The organism is Pseudomonas sp. BB438 (assembly GCF_057180225.1).
On sequence record NZ_CM170001.1, the window covers coordinates 6,201,279 to 6,221,927 of the forward strand.

The window sequence follows — 20,649 nt, forward strand, 5'->3', positions numbered from 1 at the left end:
ATGCCCGCGAAACGATCACTTCACGTTGACGGTGATCTGCTGCGACTCCACCGGCGGGTCGAAGGGCACGTGGTTCTTGTCGCCCACCAGCAACTGCAGGGTGTGCTTGCCCGGCGGCAGGGTCACCTGGGTTTCGGTCTGGCCCTTGCCGAAGTGCTTGATCTGGTCGGTCATCGGCAGCGGCAGGTTCATCGCCGGTTGCTCCTTGAGGTCGATCAGCAGGTGGTGGTGGCCGGTCGCAGGCGAATCCACGCCCGCCGGCGCGACGCCCATGCCCTTGAGGCCAAACTTGACGGTGAAGGTCTTGTCCACCGTGGCGCCGTCAGCGGGCTCGATGAAGTAGACCTTGGCGCCTTCCGGGGCCGGGGTGCGCGGAACTTCCGCCGCGATGGCGGAAGTACCGGCAAGCAGCGCGACAAGGCCGAGGCAAGGCAGCATGGTTCTCATGTTCTTCTCCTTCTGCATGACAATCGCAACGGCGAAGGGCTCGCTCAGGCCCGCACCTTTGCGCATGGAACGCACAAGCATAGGCGCCAGGGCGCGAGGCTCAAGGAAAATAGTGCGTCTTCGAGTGTCGGCGGCCGCTCTAGCCTCCAGCTTCCAGCCCGGCCAGGCAGACCGCGGCGGCGTCCAGCTCTTCTTCGCTGAACACCAGCACCCCCATGCGTTTGAGGGCAGCGGCGGTGACACCCTCGCCAGCAACCTTCTGGCCGCTGAAGCTGCCGTCGTAGTTTTCGCGGTTGCCGCAGGATGGGCTGCGCGCCTTGAGCACCGCCAGGCGGATGTCGTGGCGACGCACCAGCGCCATGGCCTCCTCGGCGCCCAGCAGGAAGGCATCGCTGACGTCCTCGCCGTCCACCGTCATTACCGGGCGCGCGCGCTCCAGCACGGCCATGCCCTGGCCACCGGGGATTTCCGCCGGGGCGCGAGGCGTCGGCAGGCCACCGGCGACTTCCGGGCACAGCGCGACCACCCGCCCCTGGTCAAGCCAGCGCGATAGCAGGTCGAACGGCCCGTGCGCACCGCCGTCGTAGCGGACGCGATGGCCAAGCAGGCAGCGGCTGACGAGAACCTTCTGCATAGGCGAATCACTCCCTTTGGGAAGGGGACAGACTAGCCGCTCGCCGTTTTCCGGTCACGCCGGGTAACGCAACTTTCATCGCAGCGTATGTCGCAACAGGTTTCCGGCCCGCCGAAAGTCGGGTCCTTGAGCGGCGCGCCGGTCGTCGGCACTCACCCGAGCACAACCTTCGACGGGAACAGCCGTCCGGCACTGGCTGCGCGGCAGGCGGCCACCCAGACTCGCGCATCGGCCAATCGCCATGGAGCCCCGTCATGCCTCGTTTCCTCCTCTGCACCGCCACCGTCGCCGCGCTGTCCTACCTGCCCTTCGCCTTCGCCGAGCTCGAGGCCCTGGACAACGAACACCTGGACGCCGTCACCGGCCAGGATGGAATCAGCATCCGCGCCGACGTGCTGGCCCACATGGACAGCATGGCGTGGAAGGACGACGGTGGCAGCGTGTCCCTGCGCAACGTGTTCATCGACAACGGCTGCGTGAGCGCCGGCGACTGCCCCGACGGTCGCGGCGGCAGCCTGCCCTACGGGGCTGCGCAACTGGGCCTGAGCCTGCCGATCTTCGGCATCGAGCAGCCGACCCTGCAGGTCGACGTGGTGCAGGGCGCCGGCGGTCAGCAGCAACTGGCCCTGACCCTCCCCGATCTCACCACCATCAACCAGCAACTCAACGCCAGCGGGCTGCCGTCACAGACCATCCGCCTGCGGGTGGCCGGCGATCTCTACGTGGGTGGCGGAAAGCTGGGGAGCATCGAAGTGCGCGACATCCAGGACATCAGCGGCACCCTCAAGATCTGGGGCCACTGATCCCGCGCCACTCAGAGCAGCGCGTCACCACGGCGACGGAACCAACCGGTGAGCGACAGACGGTCATGACTGGCCGGCAGCACCTCGTGGGGGAACTCGCCGGAGAGGAACACCACCAGTCGGCCGGCCAGCGGCGACAGGTCCAGCGTCCGCTCGTCGGCGAAGTACATCCGCAGTTCGCCGCCCTGCGTCACTGGCCAGTCGCGGTTGAGGTACAAGACCGCGGAGATGGCGCGCCGATCATCGTCACGGAAGCGGTCCAGGTGCTTCTGGTAGAACGCTCCCGGCGGATAGAGCGCGAAGTGCCCTTCGAAGTCCTCCAGGCCCAGGAAGAGCGCGCGATTGATCTGCAGGCGTAGCGCGTCCAGCGCCCCCAGGTAGAGGTCGCAGGCCGCGGACTGGCCAGGCTCGATCCACTGGATGCGGTCACCGCGGATGCCTTCGCGCACGGCCTGCCCATCGCCCCGGCCGATGGCGGCAGCGGCCAGCTTGCCGGCCGCGTCGCGGGCACGGCACTCCGTCGCCAGCTGGGCGATCAGGGCATCGGGAAGGAAGGCGTCCTGCTGCGACCAGCCTTGGTCGGCGAGGTCATCCACGATGCGGTGCAGGACGGGAGAATCGGCGTCGAAATACATCGCGCATTGTAACGTCCAGCGCCAGTGGCTCGACAAGCGGGGCAAGCCTTGCCGACAATAGCCCCCGGCGAGCGAACCCTGCCGCCCAAAAGGAGTTGCAATGCGCGTACTGCTGGCCCTCACCCTTCTTGTACTGGGCATGCCTGCCCTGGCTGACAACTACCAGCGCCTGTACCAGGCCGCGGGATGGCCGGAACAGCGAGCGCACTTCAATGACGCCCTGCACGCTGCGCAGAAGCGCTACCAGGGCAACCTGCCACCGGCGCTGTACCAGACGCTGGTGGACAACAGCAACCAACGCTTCGCCCCTGCCGATATTGACCAGCGCGCCCTCAACGGTTTGCGCCAGAACCTGCCCGACAGCGCGGCGGCGGTGAACTTCTTCGAATCCCCGCTGGGCCGCAAGGTCGCCGGGGCCGAAACCCTGGCGACTCGCAGCGACCAGTTGCAGAAATACGCCAACGGCCTGCCGCGCCAGCAGGCCAGTGATGCCCGCAAGCAGATCGTCCATCGCCTGAGCCAGATTCTGCCGGCCCGCGAAGCCGGCGCCGAAGTCAGCCTGGCCCTGGCCAGCGTGGCTGCCGACAGCCTCAGCCAGATGCTCCCCGGCCTGCTCGGTGGTGGCACCACCCAGGGCATGCTCGAAGGCCAGCGGCAGAAGTTGATGAGCCAGATCGGCGCTGATCTCGACAACACCCTGCTGTATGTCTACCGCGGACTGACCGATGCCGAACTGGGCCAGTTTGCCGACTTCAGCGAATCGCCGGCCGGCCGCGACTACTACCGCGCCGCCCTGGCCGCTCTCAAGGCTGGCCTGGCTGCACCGTCCGACGGGCAGTGATCGGATTAGACCGACACGGCTTGCGGACCACTCCGAGCAGCGCGCCTCCTAGAATGCCACCCGCTGCACAGAGGGTGGCGCCTGAGGAGCATGGCGCAGGGAGTGAAGGACACACCCTCGACTACAGCGAGACCCTTTCCCGCACGTCCCCGGCTACGCCATCCGCTCGCTGAGAAAATCGAAGTAACGCCGGCGCAGCGTCTCGCTTTCGTTTGCCAGGTGGTGCCGCGCGCCGGTGAGCAGCAGGCACTCGATCTTCTCGAACTTGTCTTCCAGCACCTTCAGGTTGTAGCGCCAGTCCACCGTCTCGTCGGCATCGCCCTGCACCACCAAAAGGCTCTGCGCGCCATGGCCGGCTGCCTCGATGCGCGGAATCCACCGCGCCAGCGCGCCGACCCAGGCCGTGGGCAGGATCTTCGGCTGCAACGGATCGCGGTCGCGCAGGAAGGCGAGGAATTCGGCGTCGCTGGAGTTCTCGCTGAAGCGCCGCGGAATCGAGTCCACGAAAGGCCGCAGCATCTGGTAGCTGAATTTCGACCAGCCCCAGGCGCGCGGCCGCACCAGCGGCGCGAGGAGAATGGTGCGACCGAGCTCCGGACGCGGCTCGCCCGTGAGCAGGTAGTCCAGCAGGATCGCCCCACCGGTACTCTGTCCGCAGAGGTGCCAGGGTTGCGGCAGGTCCAGCGCCTGGGCCTGTCCCAGCAGCGCACCGAGCACCACCTGGTACTCGGCGAAATCCCCGATGCTCGCGGCAGCGCCACCGGAGAGGCCGTGCCCCGGCAGGTCGCAGGCCAGCACGGCGAAGCCCATGCCCAGCGCCCAGTCGATCACGTGGCGGTACAGGCCCATGTGGTCGTAGTAGCCATGCAGCAGGACGACCGTCCCGCGCGCCAGCGCCGGCCGCCAGTACTGAGCGGCAATCTGGTAGCCGCCGGCCTCGAAGGTCCCCAGCCGGGTCTGCAAGCCCGGATGCCGCGAGTGCAGGTCCAGGCCGTAGAAGTGCTGGTACAACGCGATGCCGACCTCGTTCGCTTCTGCGGTCAGAGGTCGCAGCAGGGTACGCAGCAGATCGGGCTGGAAGGCTTCAGGCATGGGCTTTTCGCTTCTGGCAGGCGGGTGACGAAGGGCGCGAGTGCAGCAGCGGGATATTCTGCCGCGCCCGCGCCCGTGGCAAGCTTGTCGGCTATCTTACCGACTCCGTCACTGGTCGCTGCCATGTCCTCACGTCGAAAACCGCTGCTCACCTGGCTGATCGCCGCCCTCTGCCTGGGCGCGCTGCTGGCCACCTACTGGTGGTACGAGAACCGCTTCATCCGGCCGTTCAGCCATCAGCCGCAGCTGTTTTCCGGAGATCACCTGATGCTGCCCGCGCAACTGGCCGGTCCCGGCAAGATCCGCCTGGTGCATTTCTGGGACCCGGCCTGCCCGTGCAACGTCGGCAACCAGCAGCACCTCGCCGAGCTGATCCAGCGCTTCGGCCCGCAGGGCGTGGAATTTTTCGCGGTGCAGAAGCCCGGCACCCGCGGCCACCTGCCCGACACCCTGAAATCGATGCGTGCGCTGGACTCGCTGCCCGGCGCCGAGCAGTTGCCGGCGAGCCCCGCCGTGGCGATCTGGAATGCTCAGGGTCAACTCGCCTACTTCGGCCCCTACAGCGAAGGCGCGGTGTGCACCTCGGGCAACAGCTTCATCGAACCGATCCTCGACGCCCTGGTACAGGGACGCCCGGTCAACGCGACCCACACCCTGGCGGTGGGCTGCTATTGCCCCTGGGATGGCGCAAAGCACTGAGCCGCATCAACGAAGCCGATGGCCAATCCATGACTACACTTGGTTCGCCGGCCCATGAAGGGCCGATCGCCACCAAGGAGCTTTCCGCATGCGTCTTCCTTCCGCCCTCGCCTTCTGCGCCGCTCTCTCCGCCGGGATTGCCCTGCCCCTGGCCGCCCACGCCGAAGATGCCCCCAACAGCAAACAGGTGATGGAGCAGCACAAGCAGGCCATCAACAATCGCATCGCCGACATCGACTACAAGCGCAAGCGCATCGTCGAAGCCAACATGAAGCTCACCCCGCAGGAAACCGAGAAGTTCTGGCCGATCTACAACAGCTACCGCACCGAAGCCGACAAGCTGAGCAAGCAGACCCTGGCGATCATCATCGACTACGCCAACAGCTATAACACCGGCTCGGTGAGCAACGACGACGCGGCCAAGCTGCAGAAGCAGGTACTGGAGCTGCAGGACGACCGCCAGGAACTGAAGGAGAAGTACCTCAAGCGCATCGCCAAGGAAGTCTCGCCGCAGCGCGCCCTGCGCTTCCTGCAGGTCGAGGATCAGCTCGACGCGATGGCGCTACTGGAAGTCAGCCGCGAAATCCCGCTGGCCGAGTAACCGTCAGCCTTCGGTGCCGCCCTGCAGGCGCTGGCGATAGCGCTCCGGCGGCACCGAATACCAGCGCCTGAACGCACGATAGAACGGCGACAGCTCGGCAAAACCACAGGCCCGCGCCACCTCGCGGATCGCCACGCCCTGCTCCAGCAGCTGCGCCGCACGCTGTCGACGCACCTCTTCCCGCACTTCCCTGAACGTCTGCGCGCGGCTCGCCAGGTTGCGCTGCAGCAGCCCGGGGCGCACGCCCAGTTCACGGGCACAACTTTGCAGGGTGCACGCCTCCTCCCCCAGGCGAATGGCGATCAGGTAGCGCAGACGATTGAGCAGGTCGTTCTCGTCCAGGGTCCCGAGTTGCTCGCGCGCATGCGCGGTGAGCAGACGGTGCAACACCGGATTACTCGTCCGCGACGGCCGGGCCAGCAAGGCTGCGTCGAACAGCAACGCGTCGTTGGGCTTGCCGAAGCTCGGCGTCAGTCCGAACAGCCGCCGGTGCTCGCTCAATCGACGTGGTTGGGGATGGCGGAACTCGATGGCCTGGACCCGGAATTCATCGTCGGTGATCAGCGCCAGCAGCTTGAGGAACAGCAGCATCAGGCATTCCATCTGCTGGCGCAGGTTGCTGCTGCCCAGGTAGTTGAGGTCGAGGATCAGCCGCACCTGCTCGCCCTCCTCGCGCATCTGCGCTGCGAAGCCCCCGGAGAGAATGTGCTGGAAGCGCAGGAAGCTGTGCAGCGCCTCGCGCAGGTCCGCGCTGGCCATCAGCAGGTAGCCGACCACGTCCAGCAGGCGCGGCCTCATCGCCTCGCCCAGGTGCAGGCCGATGTCGTCATCGCCGGTGATGTCGTCCAGGGTCGTCCAGAACAAGGGGGCGTCGTCGTGCACCAGGCGGCCGCTCTGCGCCGGCGGCGGCAGGCGGACCTTCTGCAGGGCCTGGCGGTAGATGTCGGTCGGGTCGAAGCCCAGCACCGAGAGTGCCTCGTACAACTGGCGGCGCAGGGTAGCGGACTGGGTCAGCGCCGGTGTGGCGGGGAAATTCAGCTCGGGGTCGGCCATGATCACTCCTCTGATTGACCGGAGAATTTCAGTCGCGAGACATTTGGTCAATGAGCGACGAGCGGCATCCACTGCAGAATCGCTGCATAACAACAAGGAGTTGCCGCATGAAACGCACTTTGACTGTCCTCGCTGTCGTCATCGCCGCTGCAACGGCCGGTGCTGGCTGGTACCTGCACGGCAAGCAGCCGGTACGCGACGGACAACTGCCCCTGGCCGGCCTTGCCAGCGAAGTCACGGTTCGCTACGACGAGCGTGGCGTTCCCCACATCAAGGCAGGCAGCGAGGAGGACATGTACCGGGCGATCGGTTACGTCCACGCCCAGGACCGACTGTTCCAGATGGAAATCCTGCGACGCCTGTCCCGCGGCGAGCTGGCCGAGGTGCTCGGACCCAAGCTGGTGGACACCGACCGCATGTTCCGCAGCCTGCGCATCCGCGACCACGCTGCCGACTACGTGGCCAGGCAGGACAGGAACTCTCCGGCCTGGAAGGCGCTGGTCGCCTACCTCGATGGCGTCAACCAGTTCCAGGACAGCCACCCGCGCCCGGTGGAGTTCGACATCCTCGGCATCCCCAAGCGTCCCTTCACGCCCGAAGACACCGTCAGCGTCGCCGGCTACATGGCCTACAGCTTCGCCGCCGCCTTCCGCACCGAGCCGGTACTGACCTACGTGCGCGACGAACTGGGCGCGGACTACCTGAAAGTCTTCGACCTCGACTGGCACCCCGAAGGCGTGATGACGCCCAAGGCGCTGGCCGCCGCCGACTGGCAGGACCTGAGCGCCATTGCCAGCCTGAGCCACGCCGCGCTGGAGAAAGCCGGCCTTCCGCAGTTCGAGGGCAGCAACGCCTGGGCCGTCTCCGGCAGCCGCACGAAGAGCGGCAAGCCGCTGCTGGCCGGCGACCCGCACATCCGCTTCGCCGTTCCGGCGGTGTGGTACGAGATGCAGGCCAGCGCGCCGGGCTTCGAGCTCTACGGTCACTACCAGGCGCTCAACCCCTTCGCCTCGCTCGGCCATAACCTGCAGTTCGGCTGGAGCCTGACCATGTTCCAGAACGACGACGTCGATCTGGTCGCCGAGAAGGTCAACCCGGACAACCCCAACCAGGTCTGGTACCACGGCCAGTGGACCGACCTGAAAATCGAGGAACAGAGCATTGCGGTGAAAGGCGAAGCGCCGGTGAAGATCACCCTGCGCAGCTCGCCCCACGGCCCGCTGGTCAACGATGCGCTGGGCACCGCCGCGGGCAAGACCCCGGTGGCCATGTGGTGGGCCTTCCTGGAAACCCAGAACCCGATCCTCGACGCCTTCTACGAGCTGAACCGCGCCGATACTCTGGTCAAGGCGCGCACCGCGGCCTCGAAGATCCAGTCGCCGGGCCTCAACGTGGTCTGGGCCAACGCCCGCGGCGACATCGGCTGGTGGGCCTCGGCGCAACTGCCGGTGCGGCCGGACGGGGTCAACCCGAATTTCCTCCTCGACGGCGCCAGCGGCCAGGCCGACAAGTCCGGCTTCTACCCCTTCAGCGAGAACCCGCAGGAAGAGAACCCGGCACGTGGCTACATCGTCTCCGCCAACTTCCAGCCGGTCCCGGCCAATGGTCGTCCGGTGCCGGGCTACTACAACCTGCCCGATCGCGGTCAGCAGCTGAACAAGCGCCTCTCCGACGACTCGGTGAAATGGGACCTGCAGAACAGCCAATCGCTGCAGCTGGACACGTCCACCGGCTACGGCCCGCGTTTCCTCAAACCGCTGCTGCCGATCCTGCGTGAAGCCGCGGCGACGGACGAAGAGAAGGCATTGGTGGAGGGCCTGGCCAACTGGCAGGGCGACCACCCGCTGGATTCGGTGACCGCCACGGTGTTCAACCAGTTCCTCTACCAGGTGGCCGACGGCGCCATGCGTGACGAAATGGGTGATGCCTTCTTCGACAACCTGCTGTCCACCCGCGTGCTCGACGTGGCCCTGCCGCGCCTGACTGCTGACGAGCACTCGCCGTGGTGGGACAACCGCAAGACGCCGCAGCAGGAAACCCGCGCCGATATCGTCAAGGCGGCCTGGAAGGACAGCCTGGCGCACCTGCGCGCAACACTCGGCCAGGACTCGCAGCACTGGCAGTGGGGCAAGGCGCACACCCTCACCCATGGCCACCCGCTGGGCCAGCAGAAACCGCTGGACCGCCTCTTCAACGTCGGCCCGTTCGCAGCGCCAGGTGGCCACGAGGTACCGAACAACCTGTCCGCCCGCGTCGGACCGGCGCCCTGGCAGGTGATCTACGGCCCATCCACTCGTCGCCTGATCGACTTCGCCGACCCGGCCCACAGCCTGGGCATCAACCCGGTGGGCCAGAGCGGCGTGCCCTTCGACAAGCACTACGACGACCAGGCCGAGGCCTACATCGAGGGCCAATACCTGCCGCAGCACTATGACGAGAACGAGGTGAAGGCCAATACCAAAGGCATCCTGCGGCTGATCCCCATCCGTCGCTGACTTCTTTCGGCAAGTGTTGTCCAGAAATGAAAAACCCCGCTCCTGCGGGGTTTTTCATTGGTGCGGTGTAGAGAGTGTTGCGGGAGATGCCGAAGCTCCCTGGCGCTTTATTTCCCCAAGGGATAACGATCGGGGTGTTGTATTGGGCGCCGTCTCCCGCACGGAGTGCCATAAGGCGTCACTGGAAGTTTGCCGGCGACGCGGCCCGGTCCTGGTTCGGGGGGTGACCGGACAGCGCATCCGAACACTTCAAGCGTAGTTCGCAATCGGCCGGGAGCGAGCCCTTCCGACCCACGGATTTTTCCGATAAGTCCCGATTTTCCAAGCACTTCGGAATAACGTGTGGACAAAAAAAACACGGGCCACCCGAAGGTGGCCCGTGGTTCGACAATCGCCGGATACGACCGGCCGACAAGACGGCGTCAGGCGGTGGCTGTCGAACCCTTCTGCCAATCGGTCGCGTTGGACTCCATGGCTTCCTGGATCGCACGCTTGCGACGTTCCTCGGCCTGACGGGTGAAGTACCAGGCGAAGAAGGTGAACAGCGAAACGGTCAGCAGGATCAGGCTGGCGACGGCGTTGATCTCCGGCTTCACGCCAAGGCGCACGGCGGAGAACACTTCCATCGGCAGGGTGGTGGAGCCAGGACCGGACACGAAGCTGGCCAGCACCAGGTCATCCAGCGACAACGCGAAGGACATCATGCCGCCCGCCGCCAGCGACGGAGCGATCATCGGGATGGTGATCAGCATGAACACTTTCCAGGGCTTGGCGCCCAGGTCCATGGCCGCTTCCTCGATGGACAGGTCCAGCTCACGCAGGCGCGCCGACACTACCACCGCCACGTAGGACGAGCAGAAGCTGGTGTGGGCGATCCAGATGGTCACGATGCCGCGTTCCTGCGGCCAGCCGATCAGCTGGGCCATGGCGACGAACAGCAACAGCAGCGACAGACCGGTGATCACCTCGGGCATGACCAGCGGCGCGGTCACCATGCCGCCGAACAGCGTACGGCCACGGAAGCGCGGGATGCGGGTCAGCACGAAGGCCGCCAGGGTACCCAGGGCCACCGAGGAGATCGCGGTGTAGCAGGCGATCTCCAGCGAGCGGAACACCGAACCGACCAGTTGCTGGTTGTCCAGCAGGCCGACGTACCACTTGACCGACCAGCCGCCCCACACGGTCACCAGCTTGGAGCCGTTGAACGAGTAGATGACCAGGATGATCATCGGCACGTAGATGAAGAGCAGGCCCAACACCAGCATGATGTTGGAGAACGACCAACGCTTGTTCATACCTTGCCCTCCAGCTCTTTCGCCTGGTTCTTGTTGAACAGGATGATGGGCACGATCAGGATCGCCAGCATCACCACGGCGAGGGCAGACGCCACCGGCCAGTCACGGTTGTTGAAGAATTCCTGCCACAGCACCTTGCCGATCATCAGCGTCTCGGGGCCGCCGAGCAGCTCCGGGATCACGAACTCGCCCACCGCTGGGATGAACACGAGCATGCAGCCGGCGATGATGCCGTTCTTGGACAGCGGGACGGTGATCTTCCAGAAGCTGGTGAAGCTGCGCGCGCCAAGGTCGGAGGCGGCTTCCAGCAGGCTCATGTCGTGCTTCACCAGGTTGGCGTAGAGCGGCATGACCATGAAGGGCAGGTACGAGTAGACGATACCGATGTACACCGCGAAGTTGGTGTTCAGGATCGTCAGCGGCTCGTTGATGATGCCCAGCCACATCAGGAAGCTGTTGAGCAGGCCGTTGTTGGAGAGGATGCCCATCCAGGCGTACACACGGATCAGGATCGCCGTCCAGGTCGGCATCATGATCAGCAGCAGCAGGACGGTCTGCATTTCCTTGCTGGCGCGGGCGATGGCATAGGCCATCGGGTATCCGATAAGCAGGCACAGGAAGGTGCTGATCGCCGCCATCTTCAGCGAGCCCAGGTAGGCATCGATGTAGAGCGGGTCGTCCGTCAGCATCAGGTAATTGCCCAGGTTCAGCACGACCTGGAGCGTCTGGTCGGCGTACTGGAACACTTCGGTGTATGGCGGAATCGCCACGTCCGCTGCTGCCAGGCTGATCTTCAGCACGATGGCGAAGGGCAGCAGGAAGAACAGGAACAGCCAGAAGAACGGCACACCGATCACGGCATGCCGGCCATTCGGCAGGCGTTTCATGAGCGATTTGCTGATGTTCATGATTGCAGTACCACACCGCTGTCGTCGTACCAGCTGATGTAAACCGGCTGGTCCCAGGTCGGGCGCGCCACGTGGCGCTCGGCGTTGGCCATGAAGGCCTGGACGATGAAACCGGAAGTCAGCTTGATGTAGTACACCGAGTGACCGCCCAGGTAGGCGATGTCATGGACGGTGCCCTGGGCGACGTTGAAGCCTTCGTGCTCGAGGTTTTCCGGCTTCTGCGCGCTGACCATGACCTTTTCCGGGCGCAGCGCGTAGGTGATGCGCTTGTTCTCGGCACGGGTACTGATGCCGTGGCCGATGTAGATCGGGTTTTCCAGCTGCGGGCAGTCGATCACTGCGTGGTCCTGCAGGTCCTGGACGATCTCGCCGTCGAACAGGTTGACGTTGCCGATGAACTCGCAGATGAGGCGGCTGGCCGGCGTCTCGTAGATGTCCATCGGACTGCCGATCTGCTCGATGCAACCCAGGTGCATGATGGCGATGCGCTGGGCCATGGTCATGGCCTCTTCCTGGTCGTGGGTCACCATCACGCAGGTCACGCCCACGCGCTCGATGATCTCCACCAGTTCCAGCTGCATCTGCGAACGCAGTTTCTTGTCCAGCGCGCCCATGGGTTCGTCGAGCAGCAGCAGCTTCGGACGCTTGGCCAGCGAACGGGCCAGGGCCACGCGCTGACGCTGGCCGCCAGAGAGCTGGTGCGGCTTGCGCTTGGCGTACTGGGTCATCTGCACGAGCTTGAGCATCTCGTCGACGATCTTGTCGATCTCGTCCTTGGGCAGGCCGTCCTGCTTCAGACCGAAGGCGATGTTCTGCGCCACGCTCATGTGGGGGAACAGGGCGTACGACTGGAACATCATGTTGATCGGCCGCTCATAGGGCGGCAGGTCGGTAATGTCCTGGCCATCGAGGAAGATGCGACCTTCAGTGGGACGCTCGAAACCAGCCAGCATGCGAAGCAGGGTCGACTTGCCCGAACCCGATCCACCGAGCAGGGCGAAGATTTCGCCTTTCTTGATGTCCAGGGACACGCTGTCCACAGCCAGCGTTTCATCGAACTGCTTGCTGACCCGGTCGATTTTTACCAGAACCTCTTTAGGCTTCTGGTCGCCACTCAAGGCTTTCTTGTAGGCACCGGAGGCTATTGCCATTACCACAACTCCCAAATCATAGAGGCCCGGCCCCCGCGGCCGGGCATGCTTGGTATTACTCAGGGCTGGCGCAGTTTACGTGCGCCGCAGAGCCTTTCGAGAAGCCCTACGACGCTCCGTGCCCGCGCGGACGGATGGGGGGAAATCCGCCTTACTTGCCCGATTTGATCTTGGTCCAGGAACGGGTCATGAGGCGCAGGATCTTCGGCGGCAGCTCATGCTGCACGAAGAGTTTGTCGAGAACCTCCTGGGATGGGTACACCTCAGGATTGTTGCGCACGGACTCATCCATGAATTCGCCAGCCTTGGGGTTCGGGTTGGCGTAGCCGACGTAATCGCTGACCTTGGCGATCACTTCGGGTTTGAGCAGGTAGTTGATGAACGCGTGGGCCGCCTTCGGGTTGGAGGCATCCTTCGGCACGGCGAGGATGTCGAACCAGAGGTTGGCGCCTTCCTTGGGAATGGCGTAGGCGATGTTGACGCCCTTGCCGGCTTCCTTGGCGCGGTTGGCGGCCTGGAATACGTCACCGGAGAAACCGGCCGCGACGCAGATGTTGCCGTTGGCCAGGTCGGAAATGTACTTGGAGGAGTGGAAGTAGGTGACGTACGGACGCACCTTCATCAGCTTGTCCTCCACCTTCTTGTAGTCGTCCGGGTTGGTGCTGTTGGGGTCCAGCCCCAGGTACTTGAGCACGGCCGGCATCATTTCATCGCCCGAATCGAGGAAGGCGACGCCGCACTGACTGAGCTTCTTCATGTTCTCGGGCTCGAAGAGGACGGCCCACGAATCGATCGTGTCGACACCCAGCACGGCCTTGACCTTCTCGACGTTGTAGCCGATGCCGTTGGTGCCCCACAGATACGGCACGCCGTACTGGTTGCCCGGGTCGTTGGCCTCGAGCTGCTTCATCAGATGCGGGTCGAGGTTCGACCAGTTCGGCAGTTGGCTCTTGTCCAACTTCTGGAACGCACCGGCCTTGATCTGGCGACCGAGGAAGTGGTTGGACGGCACGACCACGTCATAGCCGGTGCGACCGGCCAGCAGCTTGCCTTCCAGGGTTTCGTTGGAGTCGAAGACGTCGTACACCGGCTTGATACCGGTTTCCTTCTCGAAATCGGCGAGGGTGGTTTCACCGATGTAGTCCGACCAGTTGTAGATATGGACGGTCTGCTGCGCCTGTGCCAGCGAAGTCAGGCCGAAGACGGAGACTGCAGCGATCAGGGTTCTGCGGAAGGGAATGCGCACACGTGAGTCCTCTCGTTGTTTTTAACTACTTCTGTCGGTTGCTGCCGGGGTTACGACGGCCAGTCCGTGGATAGCGCCGAACCCTTGAACAGCACGAGAGCGCCGGGGGCTTGCGCAGACATTCCACCGATGGAAGCTGTGTGTTGCTGCCGGTGGCGGTGAGGGAGCGCACTCCCCCACCGCTGTCCCGGACCATCCGCTGCCGCGCCAGGCGGCAGCGACTACCCGATTACTTGCCGGACTTGATGGTGGTCCAGCTGCGGGTCATCAGACGCTGGGTCTTCGCCGGCAGATCCGGGAAGGCGTACAGCTTCTTCATGGTTTCCGGAGTCGGATACACGCCCGGGTCGTTACGAATGGCCTCGTTCACCATCGGCGTCGCCGCGGCGTTGCCGTTCGGGAACTGCACGACGTTGGTGATCTCGGACATGACGGCCGGCTCGAGCAGGAAGTTGATCCACTTCAGCGCGGCTTCCTGGTTCTCGGCATCCTTCGGAATGGCGACGGTGTCGAAGAACGCGCCAGCACCTTCCTTCGGAATGTTGTACTTCACAGTGACCTTGTTCTTGGCTTCTTCAGCGCGGGACTTGGCCTGGTACACGTCGCCCGAGTAACCGACGGCCACGCAGATGTTGCCGTTGGCGATGTCGGAGATGTACTTGGAGGAGTGGAAGTAGGAGATGTACGGGCGAATCTTCAGGAACAGCGCTTCGGCTTCCTTCAGCTCTTTCGGGTCCTGGCTATCGGGCTTGTAGCCCAGGTAGTGCAGGGCGGCCGGGAGCATTTCGGTCGGCGAATCGAGGAAGCTCACGCCGCAGGCCTTCAGCTTCTGGATGTTTTCCGGCTTGAACACGAGGTCCCAGGAGTCGACAGGAGCGTTGTCGCCCAGTGCGGCCTTGACCTTGTCCGGGTTGTAGCCCAGACCGATGGTGCCCCACATGTAGGGGATCGCGTACTGGTTGCCCGGGTCGCTGATCTCCAGGGTCTTCATGATGTCCGGGTTCAGGTTCTTCCAGTTCGGCAGCTTGGACTTGTCCAGCGGCTGGTAGACGCCAGCCTTGATCTGCTTGGCCAGGAAGGAGTTGGACGGTACCACGATGTCATAACCCGACTTGCCGGCCAGCAGCTTGGCTTCCAGCACTTCGTTGCTGTCGTAGACGTCGTAGACGACCTTGATTCCGGTTTCCTTGGTGAACTTGTCGACCGTGTCCGGTGCGATGTAGTCCGACCAGTTGTAGACGTGCAGCACCTTGTTATCTGCCTGCGCCATACCAGCCACAGCGCCTGCCAGCGTTACAGCGAGCAGGGATTTGCCGAAGGTCTTGAACATGCGGGTAGCTCCGTTTGTTTTTTTGATGTTCCGGGTGGCGTGGACATCTCCTTCCGTCACCACCCGGTGAGCCTGGCCAACGCACAGGCGCAGTCTGTCAAAGGTCCGGTGAAAGACTCAAGACAGAACGGCTGCGGCGGTTTGATCGAGGCACTTGCGCGCCAGGGTGATCAGGTCATCGATCTGCGATTTCTCGATCACCAGCGGCGGCGAAATAATCATAGTGTCTCCCACCGCGCGCATGATCAGACCGTTGCGGAAGCAGTGCTCGCGGCACAGCATCCCGACGCCCTTGCCTTCGAAGCGCTCGCGGGTCTTCTTGTTCTTCACCAGCTCCAGTGCTGCCACCAGGCCTACCCCGCGGGCTTCGCCTACCAGGGGATGGTCGGCCAGCTCTTGCCAGCGCTGCTGCAAATACGGTGCCGTTTCGTTCTTCACACGCTCGACAATCTTCTCTTCACGCAGGATGCGGATGTTCTCCAGCGCCACCGCAGCGGCTACCGGGTGACCAGAGTAAGTGAAGCCGTGGTAGAACTCCCCACCCTCATTCAGGGTATGGACGATCTCGTCGCGAACGATCACACCGCCCATGGGGATGTAGCCGGAGGTCAGGCCCTTGGCGATCGGCATCAGGTCCGGGGCGTTGCCGAAGTACTGGCTGCCGAACCATTCGCCGGTACGACCGAAACCGCAGATGACTTCGTCGGCGATGAACAGGATGTCGTACTTGGCGAGGATCTCGCGGATCTTCGGCCAGTAGGACTTCGGCGGAACGATTACACCGCCCGCGCCCTGCAGGGGCTCGGCAATGAAGGCGGCGACCTTGTCTTCGCCGACTTCGAGAATCTTCTTCTCCAGCTGTTCGGCAGCCCAGACGCCGAATTCTTCCGGGTCCATGTCGCCGCCTTCGCCGAACCAGTAAGGCTGGGCGATGTGCTCGATACCCGGGATCGGCAGGTCGCCCTGCTCGTGCAGCGCTTTCATGCCGCCCAGGCTGACGCCGGCGACGGTGGAGCCGTGGTAGCCGTTCCAGCGGCCGATGACCACTTTCTTCTGCGGCTGGCCCTTGATGCTCCAGTAGTGGCGGACCATGCGCAGCACGGTGTCGTTGGACTCCGAGCCCGAGCCGGTGAAGAACACGTGGTTCATGCCTTCCGGGGCGATGTCGGCGATGGCCTTGGACAGCTCCAGGACCGGCGGGTGGGCGGTCTGGAAGAACAGGTTGTAATAGGGCAGTTCCTGCATCTGCTTGTACGCGGCTTCAGCAAGCTCCTTGCGACCGTAGCCGACGTTCACGCACCACAGGCCAGCCATGCCGTCGAGGATCTTGTTGCCCTCGCTGTCCCACAGGTACACGCCTTCGGCCTTGGTGATGATGCGCGCGCCCTTCTCGTTCAGCTGCTTGTAGTCGGTGAACGGAGCCAGGTGGTGATCTCGGCTGAGCGCCTGCCAGTGTTGGGTGTTGGCGCTGGTCTGGTTAGTCATCTTGATAAAACCTCTTCTCTAAGAAACACGGGGCCCGGCCACGCGCCGGCCCCCACGCCGATCAGACAGAAAGCAGGAGGAATTCGCGCTCCCAGGAACTGATTACTCGCTTGAAGTTCTCGTGCTCGGCGCGCTTCACCGCGACGTAGCCCCGAATGAACTTGTCACCCAGGTATTTCTCCAGGGTCTTGCTGCTTTCCATGCACTCCAGTGCGGCCTCGATGGTCAGCGGCAGGCGCAGGTTACGCCGTTCATAGCCACGCCCCTTGACCTGGGCACTGGGTTTGAGACCTTCAACCATGCCGATGTAACCGCACAGCAGGCTGGCGGCCAGGGCCAGGTACGGGTTGGCGTCGGCACCGGCCAGGCGGTTCTCCACGCGGCGGTTGTCCGGGGTGGAATCCGGTACGCGCAGTCCCACGGTGCGATTCTCTTCACCCCATTCCACGTTCACCGGCGCCGAGGTATCGGGCAGGAAGCGGCGGAACGAGTTGACGTTCGGGGCGAACAGCGGGAGCGCCTCCGGGATCAGCTTCTGCAGACCGCCGATATGGTGCAGGAACAGCTCGCTCATGCTGCCGTCGGCGTTGGAGAAAATGTTCTTCCCGGTCTTGATGTCGACGATGCTCTGGTGCAGGTGCATCGCACTGCCCGGCTCACCGGTCATCGGCTTGGCCATGAAGGTCGCGGCCACGTTGTGCTTGAGGGCCGCCTCGCGCATGGTGCGCTTGAACACCACGATCTGGTCGGCCAGGTCCAGGGCATCGCCATGACGGAAGTTGATTTCCATCTGCGCGGTGCCTTCTTCATGGATCAGGGTGTCCAGATCCAGGCCTTGCAGCTCGCACCAGTCGTACATGTCCTCGAACAGCGGGTCGAATTCGTTCGCCGCGTCGATGGAGAAGGACTGGCGACCGGTCTCCTGGCGGCCGGAACGGCCGATCGGCGCCTGCAGCGGGTAGTCGGGGTCGTCGCTGCGCTTGGTCAGGTAGAACTCCATCTCCGGCGCGACGATGGGCCTCCAGCCCTTGTCGGCGTAGAGCTTCAGGACGCGCTTGAGCACGTTGCGCGGCGACAGCTCGATGGGGTTGCCCAGCTTGTCGTAGGTGTCGTGGATGACCATCGCAGTCGGCTCGATGGCCCAGGGAACGAGGAACACGGCATTCTCGTCCGGGCGGCAGACCATATCGATGTCGGCCGGGTCCAGCAGGTCGTAATAGATGTCGTCCTCGACGTAATCACCGGTCACGGTCTGCAGGAGAACGCTCTCCGGCAGGCGCATGCCCTTCTCGTTGAGGAATTTCGCGGTCGGCGCGATCTTGCCCCGGGCAATCCCGGTCAGGTCGGCGATCATGCATTCCACTTCAGTGATCTTGCGTTCCTTCAACCAGCCACTGAGCTGGTCTAACGTGCTAGTCATAAAGACCTCAGGGTTTGAGAGTCCGGCCCCAACGCCGGACTCAGCGGTTCCCCGCCCTCTTGCTGCAGGCTTTGCCGAATGCCTGGAAGATAGCGAGATAGTTGGGGTTCGTTTCGACCTGCCATTCCGGGTGCCACTGCACCCCGACGGCAAAGGCCGCACCTTCGACGGAGAAGGCTTCAACCAACCCGTCAGGCGCCAGAGCTTCCACACGAAGGCCGGGCGCCAGACGATCAACGCCCTGGCCGTGAATAGAGTTGACCTGGAACTGCGAGGGTAGCCCGATACCGGCGAATACGCCGCCCGGCTGCACATCGACGACGTGCCGCAGACCATACTGGATTTCGATCGGCTCACCGGCGGGTTCGCGGTGGTCCATGAGACCTTCGACCTCATGCACCTTCTGGTGCAGCGAACCGCCGAAGGCAACGTTCATTTCCTGGAAGCCGCGGCAGATACCCAGCACCGGAATCCCGGCCGCGACGGCGCGGCGAATCAGCGGCAGCGTCGTGCTGTCGCGCTCGGGATCATGAGGGGTGCCTGCAATGCTGGCTGAGCCACTATAATGATGGGGCTCGACGTTCGACGCCGAGCCTGTGAACAGCAGGCCGTCGAACGCGGCCAACATGTCTTCCTGGTCGATGGCATCGCCCAGGGAGGGAATGATCAAAGGAATGCCCGAGGCCCCGGAGATCAGCGCTCTGAGGTATTTGTCGCCAGCAACATGGTAGGGTTTGGAACCGATCTGCTTGAGGCAGGCGGACACGCCGATTAACGGCAGGCGAGACATGGGACACCCGTGTTTGTAAGTGTTATGGGCTTGAGGCCGAGCTTAGCCTTGTTCATTTTTTTACACAATAGCCATGTAAAAAATCAAACACGCCCCACTGAACAGCCCGCCAGCAATGGCTCTCCGCGTATCAAAAGCGGCTCGAAACGCCCCAAAAACGGCCCATCACAACCGATGCGCCCCAACTTGGTGCGACATTGACAACCCTTGCCAATTCGGATTGACTCACACCTCAGCTTTCGAATGATTGAAATTTTTAACAATAAAGGTGTGACATCATGTCGGTACCCCAGAGTGCCGTGTCGCTCGAAGAAGCGAGTGAGTTCCTGAAGGAACACCCCGAGGTCCAGTTCGTCGACCTCCTTATTGCAGACATGAATGGTGTGGTCCGCGGCAAGCGCATCGAACGCACCAACCTGCCCAAGGTCTATGAGAAGGGCATCAATCTCCCCGCCTCTCTCTTCGCGCTCGACATCACCGGCTCGACCGTAGAAAGCACCGGCCTCGGCCTGGACATTGGCGACGCGGATCGCGTCTGTTTCCCCATCCCCAACACCCTCTCCATGGAGCCCTGGCAGAAGCGCCCGACCGCGCAGCTGCTGATGACCATGCACGAGATGGAAGAGCGCACGCCGTTCTTCGCCGACCCGCGTGAAGTGCTGCGCCAGGTCGTGCAGAAGTTCACCGACATCGGCCTGACCATCGTCGCGGCCTTCGAGCTCGAGTTCTACCTGATCGACCAGGAGAACGTGAACGGCCGCCCGCAACCGCCGCGCTCGCCGATCTCCGGCAAACGCCCGCAATCGGTCCAGGTCTACTCCATCGACGACCTCGACGAGTATGCCGACTGCCTGCAGGACATCATCGACGGCGCCCGCGCCCAGGGCATTCCGGCCGACGCCATCGTCAAGGAAAGCGCCCCGGCCCAGTTCGAAGTCAACATGCACCACGTTGACGACGCCCTGAAGGCCTGTGACTACGCGGTCCTGCTCAAGCGCCTGATCAAGAACGTCGCCTACGACCACGAGATGGACTCGACCTTCATGGCCAAGCCCTACCCGGGCCAGGCAGGCAACGGTCTGCACGTCCACGTCTCGCTGCTCGACAAGGACGGCAAGAACATCTTCACCAGCGAGGATCCCGAGCAGAACGCCGCGTTGCGCCACGCGATCGGCGGTGTGCTCGAGACCCTGCCGGCGTCGATGGCGTTCCTTTGCCCGAACGTCAACTCGTACCGCCGTTTCGGTTCGGCCTTCTTTGTGCCGAACGCACCGAGCTGGGGCCTGGACAACCGCACCGTCGCCCTGCGCGTGCCGACCGGCGCACCGGAAGCGGTGCGACTGGAACACCGCGTCGCCGGCGCCGATGCCAACCCGTACCTGCTGCTCGCGGCCGTGCTGGCCGGCGTCCACCACGGCCTGACCAACAAGGTCGAGCCGGGCGCGCCGATCGAAGGCAATGCCTACGAGCAGCTGGAGCAGAGCTTGCCGAACAACCTGCGCGATGCACTGCGCGAGCTGGACGACAGCGACGTGATGAACAAGTACATCAGCCCCGAGTACATCGACATCTTCGTCGCGTGCAAGGAGCATGAGATGCAGGAGTTCGAGTATTCGATCTCCGACCTCGAGTACAACTGGTACTTGCACACCGTATAAGTGGTAAACGAAACGCCGGCCCTCGTGCCGGCGTTTCCTTGTGCCTCTGGCACACCCGGGGAACTG

General features: G+C 63.8%; 19 protein-coding genes. 6 read left to right on the forward strand and 13 right to left on the reverse strand.

What is annotated here, in order from left to right; genetic code table 11:
• Positions 1–15: 15 nt before the first annotated feature.
• Together AC1ZV1_RS28500 and AC1ZV1_RS28505 are read right to left on the reverse strand one after the other, a co-directional pair.
• Positions 16–447 (reverse strand): DUF4399 domain-containing protein, encoded by a 432-nt coding sequence (locus AC1ZV1_RS28500; RefSeq protein ID WP_484294691.1) that lies wholly within the window; start codon positions 445–447, stop codon positions 16–18.
• 139 nt (positions 448–586) lie between these two features.
• Entirely contained in the window at positions 587–1,081 is a 495-nt protein-coding gene (locus tag AC1ZV1_RS28505) for a 2-thiouracil desulfurase family protein (RefSeq protein ID WP_484294692.1), read from the reverse strand.
• A 254-nt stretch (positions 1,082–1,335) separates the two neighbouring features.
• Here AC1ZV1_RS28505 and AC1ZV1_RS28510 point away from each other — a divergent pair, with 254 nt between their 5' ends.
• The gene (locus AC1ZV1_RS28510) at positions 1,336–1,884 is read left to right on the forward strand and encodes a DUF6160 family protein (RefSeq protein ID WP_484294693.1); all 549 of its coding nucleotides are present in this window, start codon (positions 1,336–1,338) and stop codon (positions 1,882–1,884) included.
• An 11-nt stretch (positions 1,885–1,895) separates the two neighbouring features.
• Here AC1ZV1_RS28510 and AC1ZV1_RS28515 read toward each other — a convergent pair whose 3' ends face one another.
• The gene (locus tag AC1ZV1_RS28515) at positions 1,896–2,519 is read right to left on the reverse strand and encodes a 2OG-Fe(II) oxygenase (protein ID WP_484297660.1); all 624 of its coding nucleotides are present in this window, start codon (positions 2,517–2,519) and stop codon (positions 1,896–1,898) included.
• A 100-nt stretch (positions 2,520–2,619) separates the two neighbouring features.
• On the opposite strand from AC1ZV1_RS28515, the gene AC1ZV1_RS28520 reads away from it, so the two are divergent.
• On the forward strand, positions 2,620–3,360 hold the full coding sequence (locus AC1ZV1_RS28520; RefSeq protein WP_484294694.1) for a hypothetical protein: 741 nt from the start codon (positions 2,620–2,622) through the stop codon (positions 3,358–3,360).
• Positions 3,361–3,513: 153 nt separating this feature from the next.
• Here AC1ZV1_RS28520 and bipL read toward each other — a convergent pair whose 3' ends face one another.
• Entirely contained in the window at positions 3,514–4,452 is a 939-nt protein-coding gene (bipL, locus tag AC1ZV1_RS28525; RefSeq protein WP_484294695.1) for a phospholipase BipL, read from the reverse strand.
• A gap of 123 nt (positions 4,453–4,575) precedes the next feature.
• Between bipL and AC1ZV1_RS28530 the strand changes: the two genes are divergently transcribed.
• Both AC1ZV1_RS28530 and AC1ZV1_RS28535 read left to right on the forward strand, forming a co-directional pair.
• Positions 4,576–5,151 carry a DUF6436 domain-containing protein gene (locus tag AC1ZV1_RS28530; protein ID WP_484294696.1) on the forward strand — a complete coding sequence of 192 codons (576 nt, stop codon included), beginning with the start codon at positions 4,576–4,578 and terminating at the stop codon, positions 5,149–5,151.
• An 88-nt stretch (positions 5,152–5,239) separates the two neighbouring features.
• Entirely contained in the window at positions 5,240–5,752 is a 513-nt protein-coding gene (locus AC1ZV1_RS28535) for a transcriptional regulator (protein WP_484294697.1), read from the forward strand.
• Positions 5,753–5,755: 3 nt separating this feature from the next.
• Here AC1ZV1_RS28535 and AC1ZV1_RS28540 read toward each other — a convergent pair whose 3' ends face one another.
• Positions 5,756–6,805, reverse strand: a complete 1,050-nt coding sequence (locus AC1ZV1_RS28540) for an AraC family transcriptional regulator (protein WP_484294698.1) — start codon at positions 6,803–6,805, stop codon at positions 5,756–5,758.
• A gap of 107 nt (positions 6,806–6,912) precedes the next feature.
• Between AC1ZV1_RS28540 and AC1ZV1_RS28545 the strand changes: the two genes are divergently transcribed.
• Entirely contained in the window at positions 6,913–9,300 is a 2,388-nt protein-coding gene (locus AC1ZV1_RS28545) for a penicillin acylase family protein (RefSeq protein WP_484294699.1), read from the forward strand.
• Positions 9,301–9,722: 422 nt separating this feature from the next.
• On the opposite strand, the gene AC1ZV1_RS28550 is transcribed toward AC1ZV1_RS28545, so the two are convergent.
• The 8 genes from AC1ZV1_RS28550 to AC1ZV1_RS28585 form a co-directional block, all read right to left on the reverse strand.
• Positions 9,723–10,595: an ABC transporter permease subunit gene (locus tag AC1ZV1_RS28550; protein ID WP_024762146.1), complete on the reverse strand. Its 873-nt coding sequence runs from the start codon at positions 10,593–10,595 to the stop codon at positions 9,723–9,725.
• Complete coding sequence (locus AC1ZV1_RS28555) at positions 10,592–11,473, reverse strand: ABC transporter permease subunit (protein WP_484297661.1); 882 nt, start codon at positions 11,471–11,473, stop codon at positions 10,592–10,594. The genes AC1ZV1_RS28550 and AC1ZV1_RS28555 overlap by 4 nt, the downstream gene beginning before the upstream one ends.
• Before the next feature lie 26 nt (positions 11,474–11,499).
• Positions 11,500–12,654 carry an ABC transporter ATP-binding protein gene (locus AC1ZV1_RS28560; protein WP_484294700.1) on the reverse strand — a complete coding sequence of 385 codons (1,155 nt, stop codon included), beginning with the start codon at positions 12,652–12,654 and terminating at the stop codon, positions 11,500–11,502.
• A gap of 151 nt (positions 12,655–12,805) precedes the next feature.
• Complete coding sequence (locus AC1ZV1_RS28565) at positions 12,806–13,876, reverse strand: polyamine ABC transporter substrate-binding protein (protein ID WP_484297662.1); 1,071 nt, start codon at positions 13,874–13,876, stop codon at positions 12,806–12,808.
• 253 nt (positions 13,877–14,129) lie between these two features.
• On the reverse strand, positions 14,130–15,230 hold the full coding sequence (locus tag AC1ZV1_RS28570; RefSeq protein WP_484294701.1) for a polyamine ABC transporter substrate-binding protein: 1,101 nt from the start codon (positions 15,228–15,230) through the stop codon (positions 14,130–14,132).
• Positions 15,231–15,347: 117 nt separating this feature from the next.
• Positions 15,348–16,715 (reverse strand): aspartate aminotransferase family protein, encoded by a 1,368-nt coding sequence (locus tag AC1ZV1_RS28575; RefSeq protein WP_484294702.1) that lies wholly within the window; start codon positions 16,713–16,715, stop codon positions 15,348–15,350.
• A 61-nt stretch (positions 16,716–16,776) separates the two neighbouring features.
• Positions 16,777–18,135: a glutamine synthetase family protein gene (locus AC1ZV1_RS28580; protein ID WP_484294703.1), complete on the reverse strand. Its 1,359-nt coding sequence runs from the start codon at positions 18,133–18,135 to the stop codon at positions 16,777–16,779.
• 40 nt (positions 18,136–18,175) lie between these two features.
• Positions 18,176–18,925 carry a gamma-glutamyl-gamma-aminobutyrate hydrolase family protein gene (locus AC1ZV1_RS28585; protein ID WP_484294704.1) on the reverse strand — a complete coding sequence of 250 codons (750 nt, stop codon included), beginning with the start codon at positions 18,923–18,925 and terminating at the stop codon, positions 18,176–18,178.
• 278 nt (positions 18,926–19,203) lie between these two features.
• Here AC1ZV1_RS28585 and AC1ZV1_RS28590 point away from each other — a divergent pair, with 278 nt between their 5' ends.
• Positions 19,204–20,583 carry a glutamine synthetase family protein gene (locus tag AC1ZV1_RS28590; RefSeq protein WP_484294705.1) on the forward strand — a complete coding sequence of 460 codons (1,380 nt, stop codon included), beginning with the start codon at positions 19,204–19,206 and terminating at the stop codon, positions 20,581–20,583.
• Positions 20,584–20,649 lie beyond the last annotated feature (66 nt).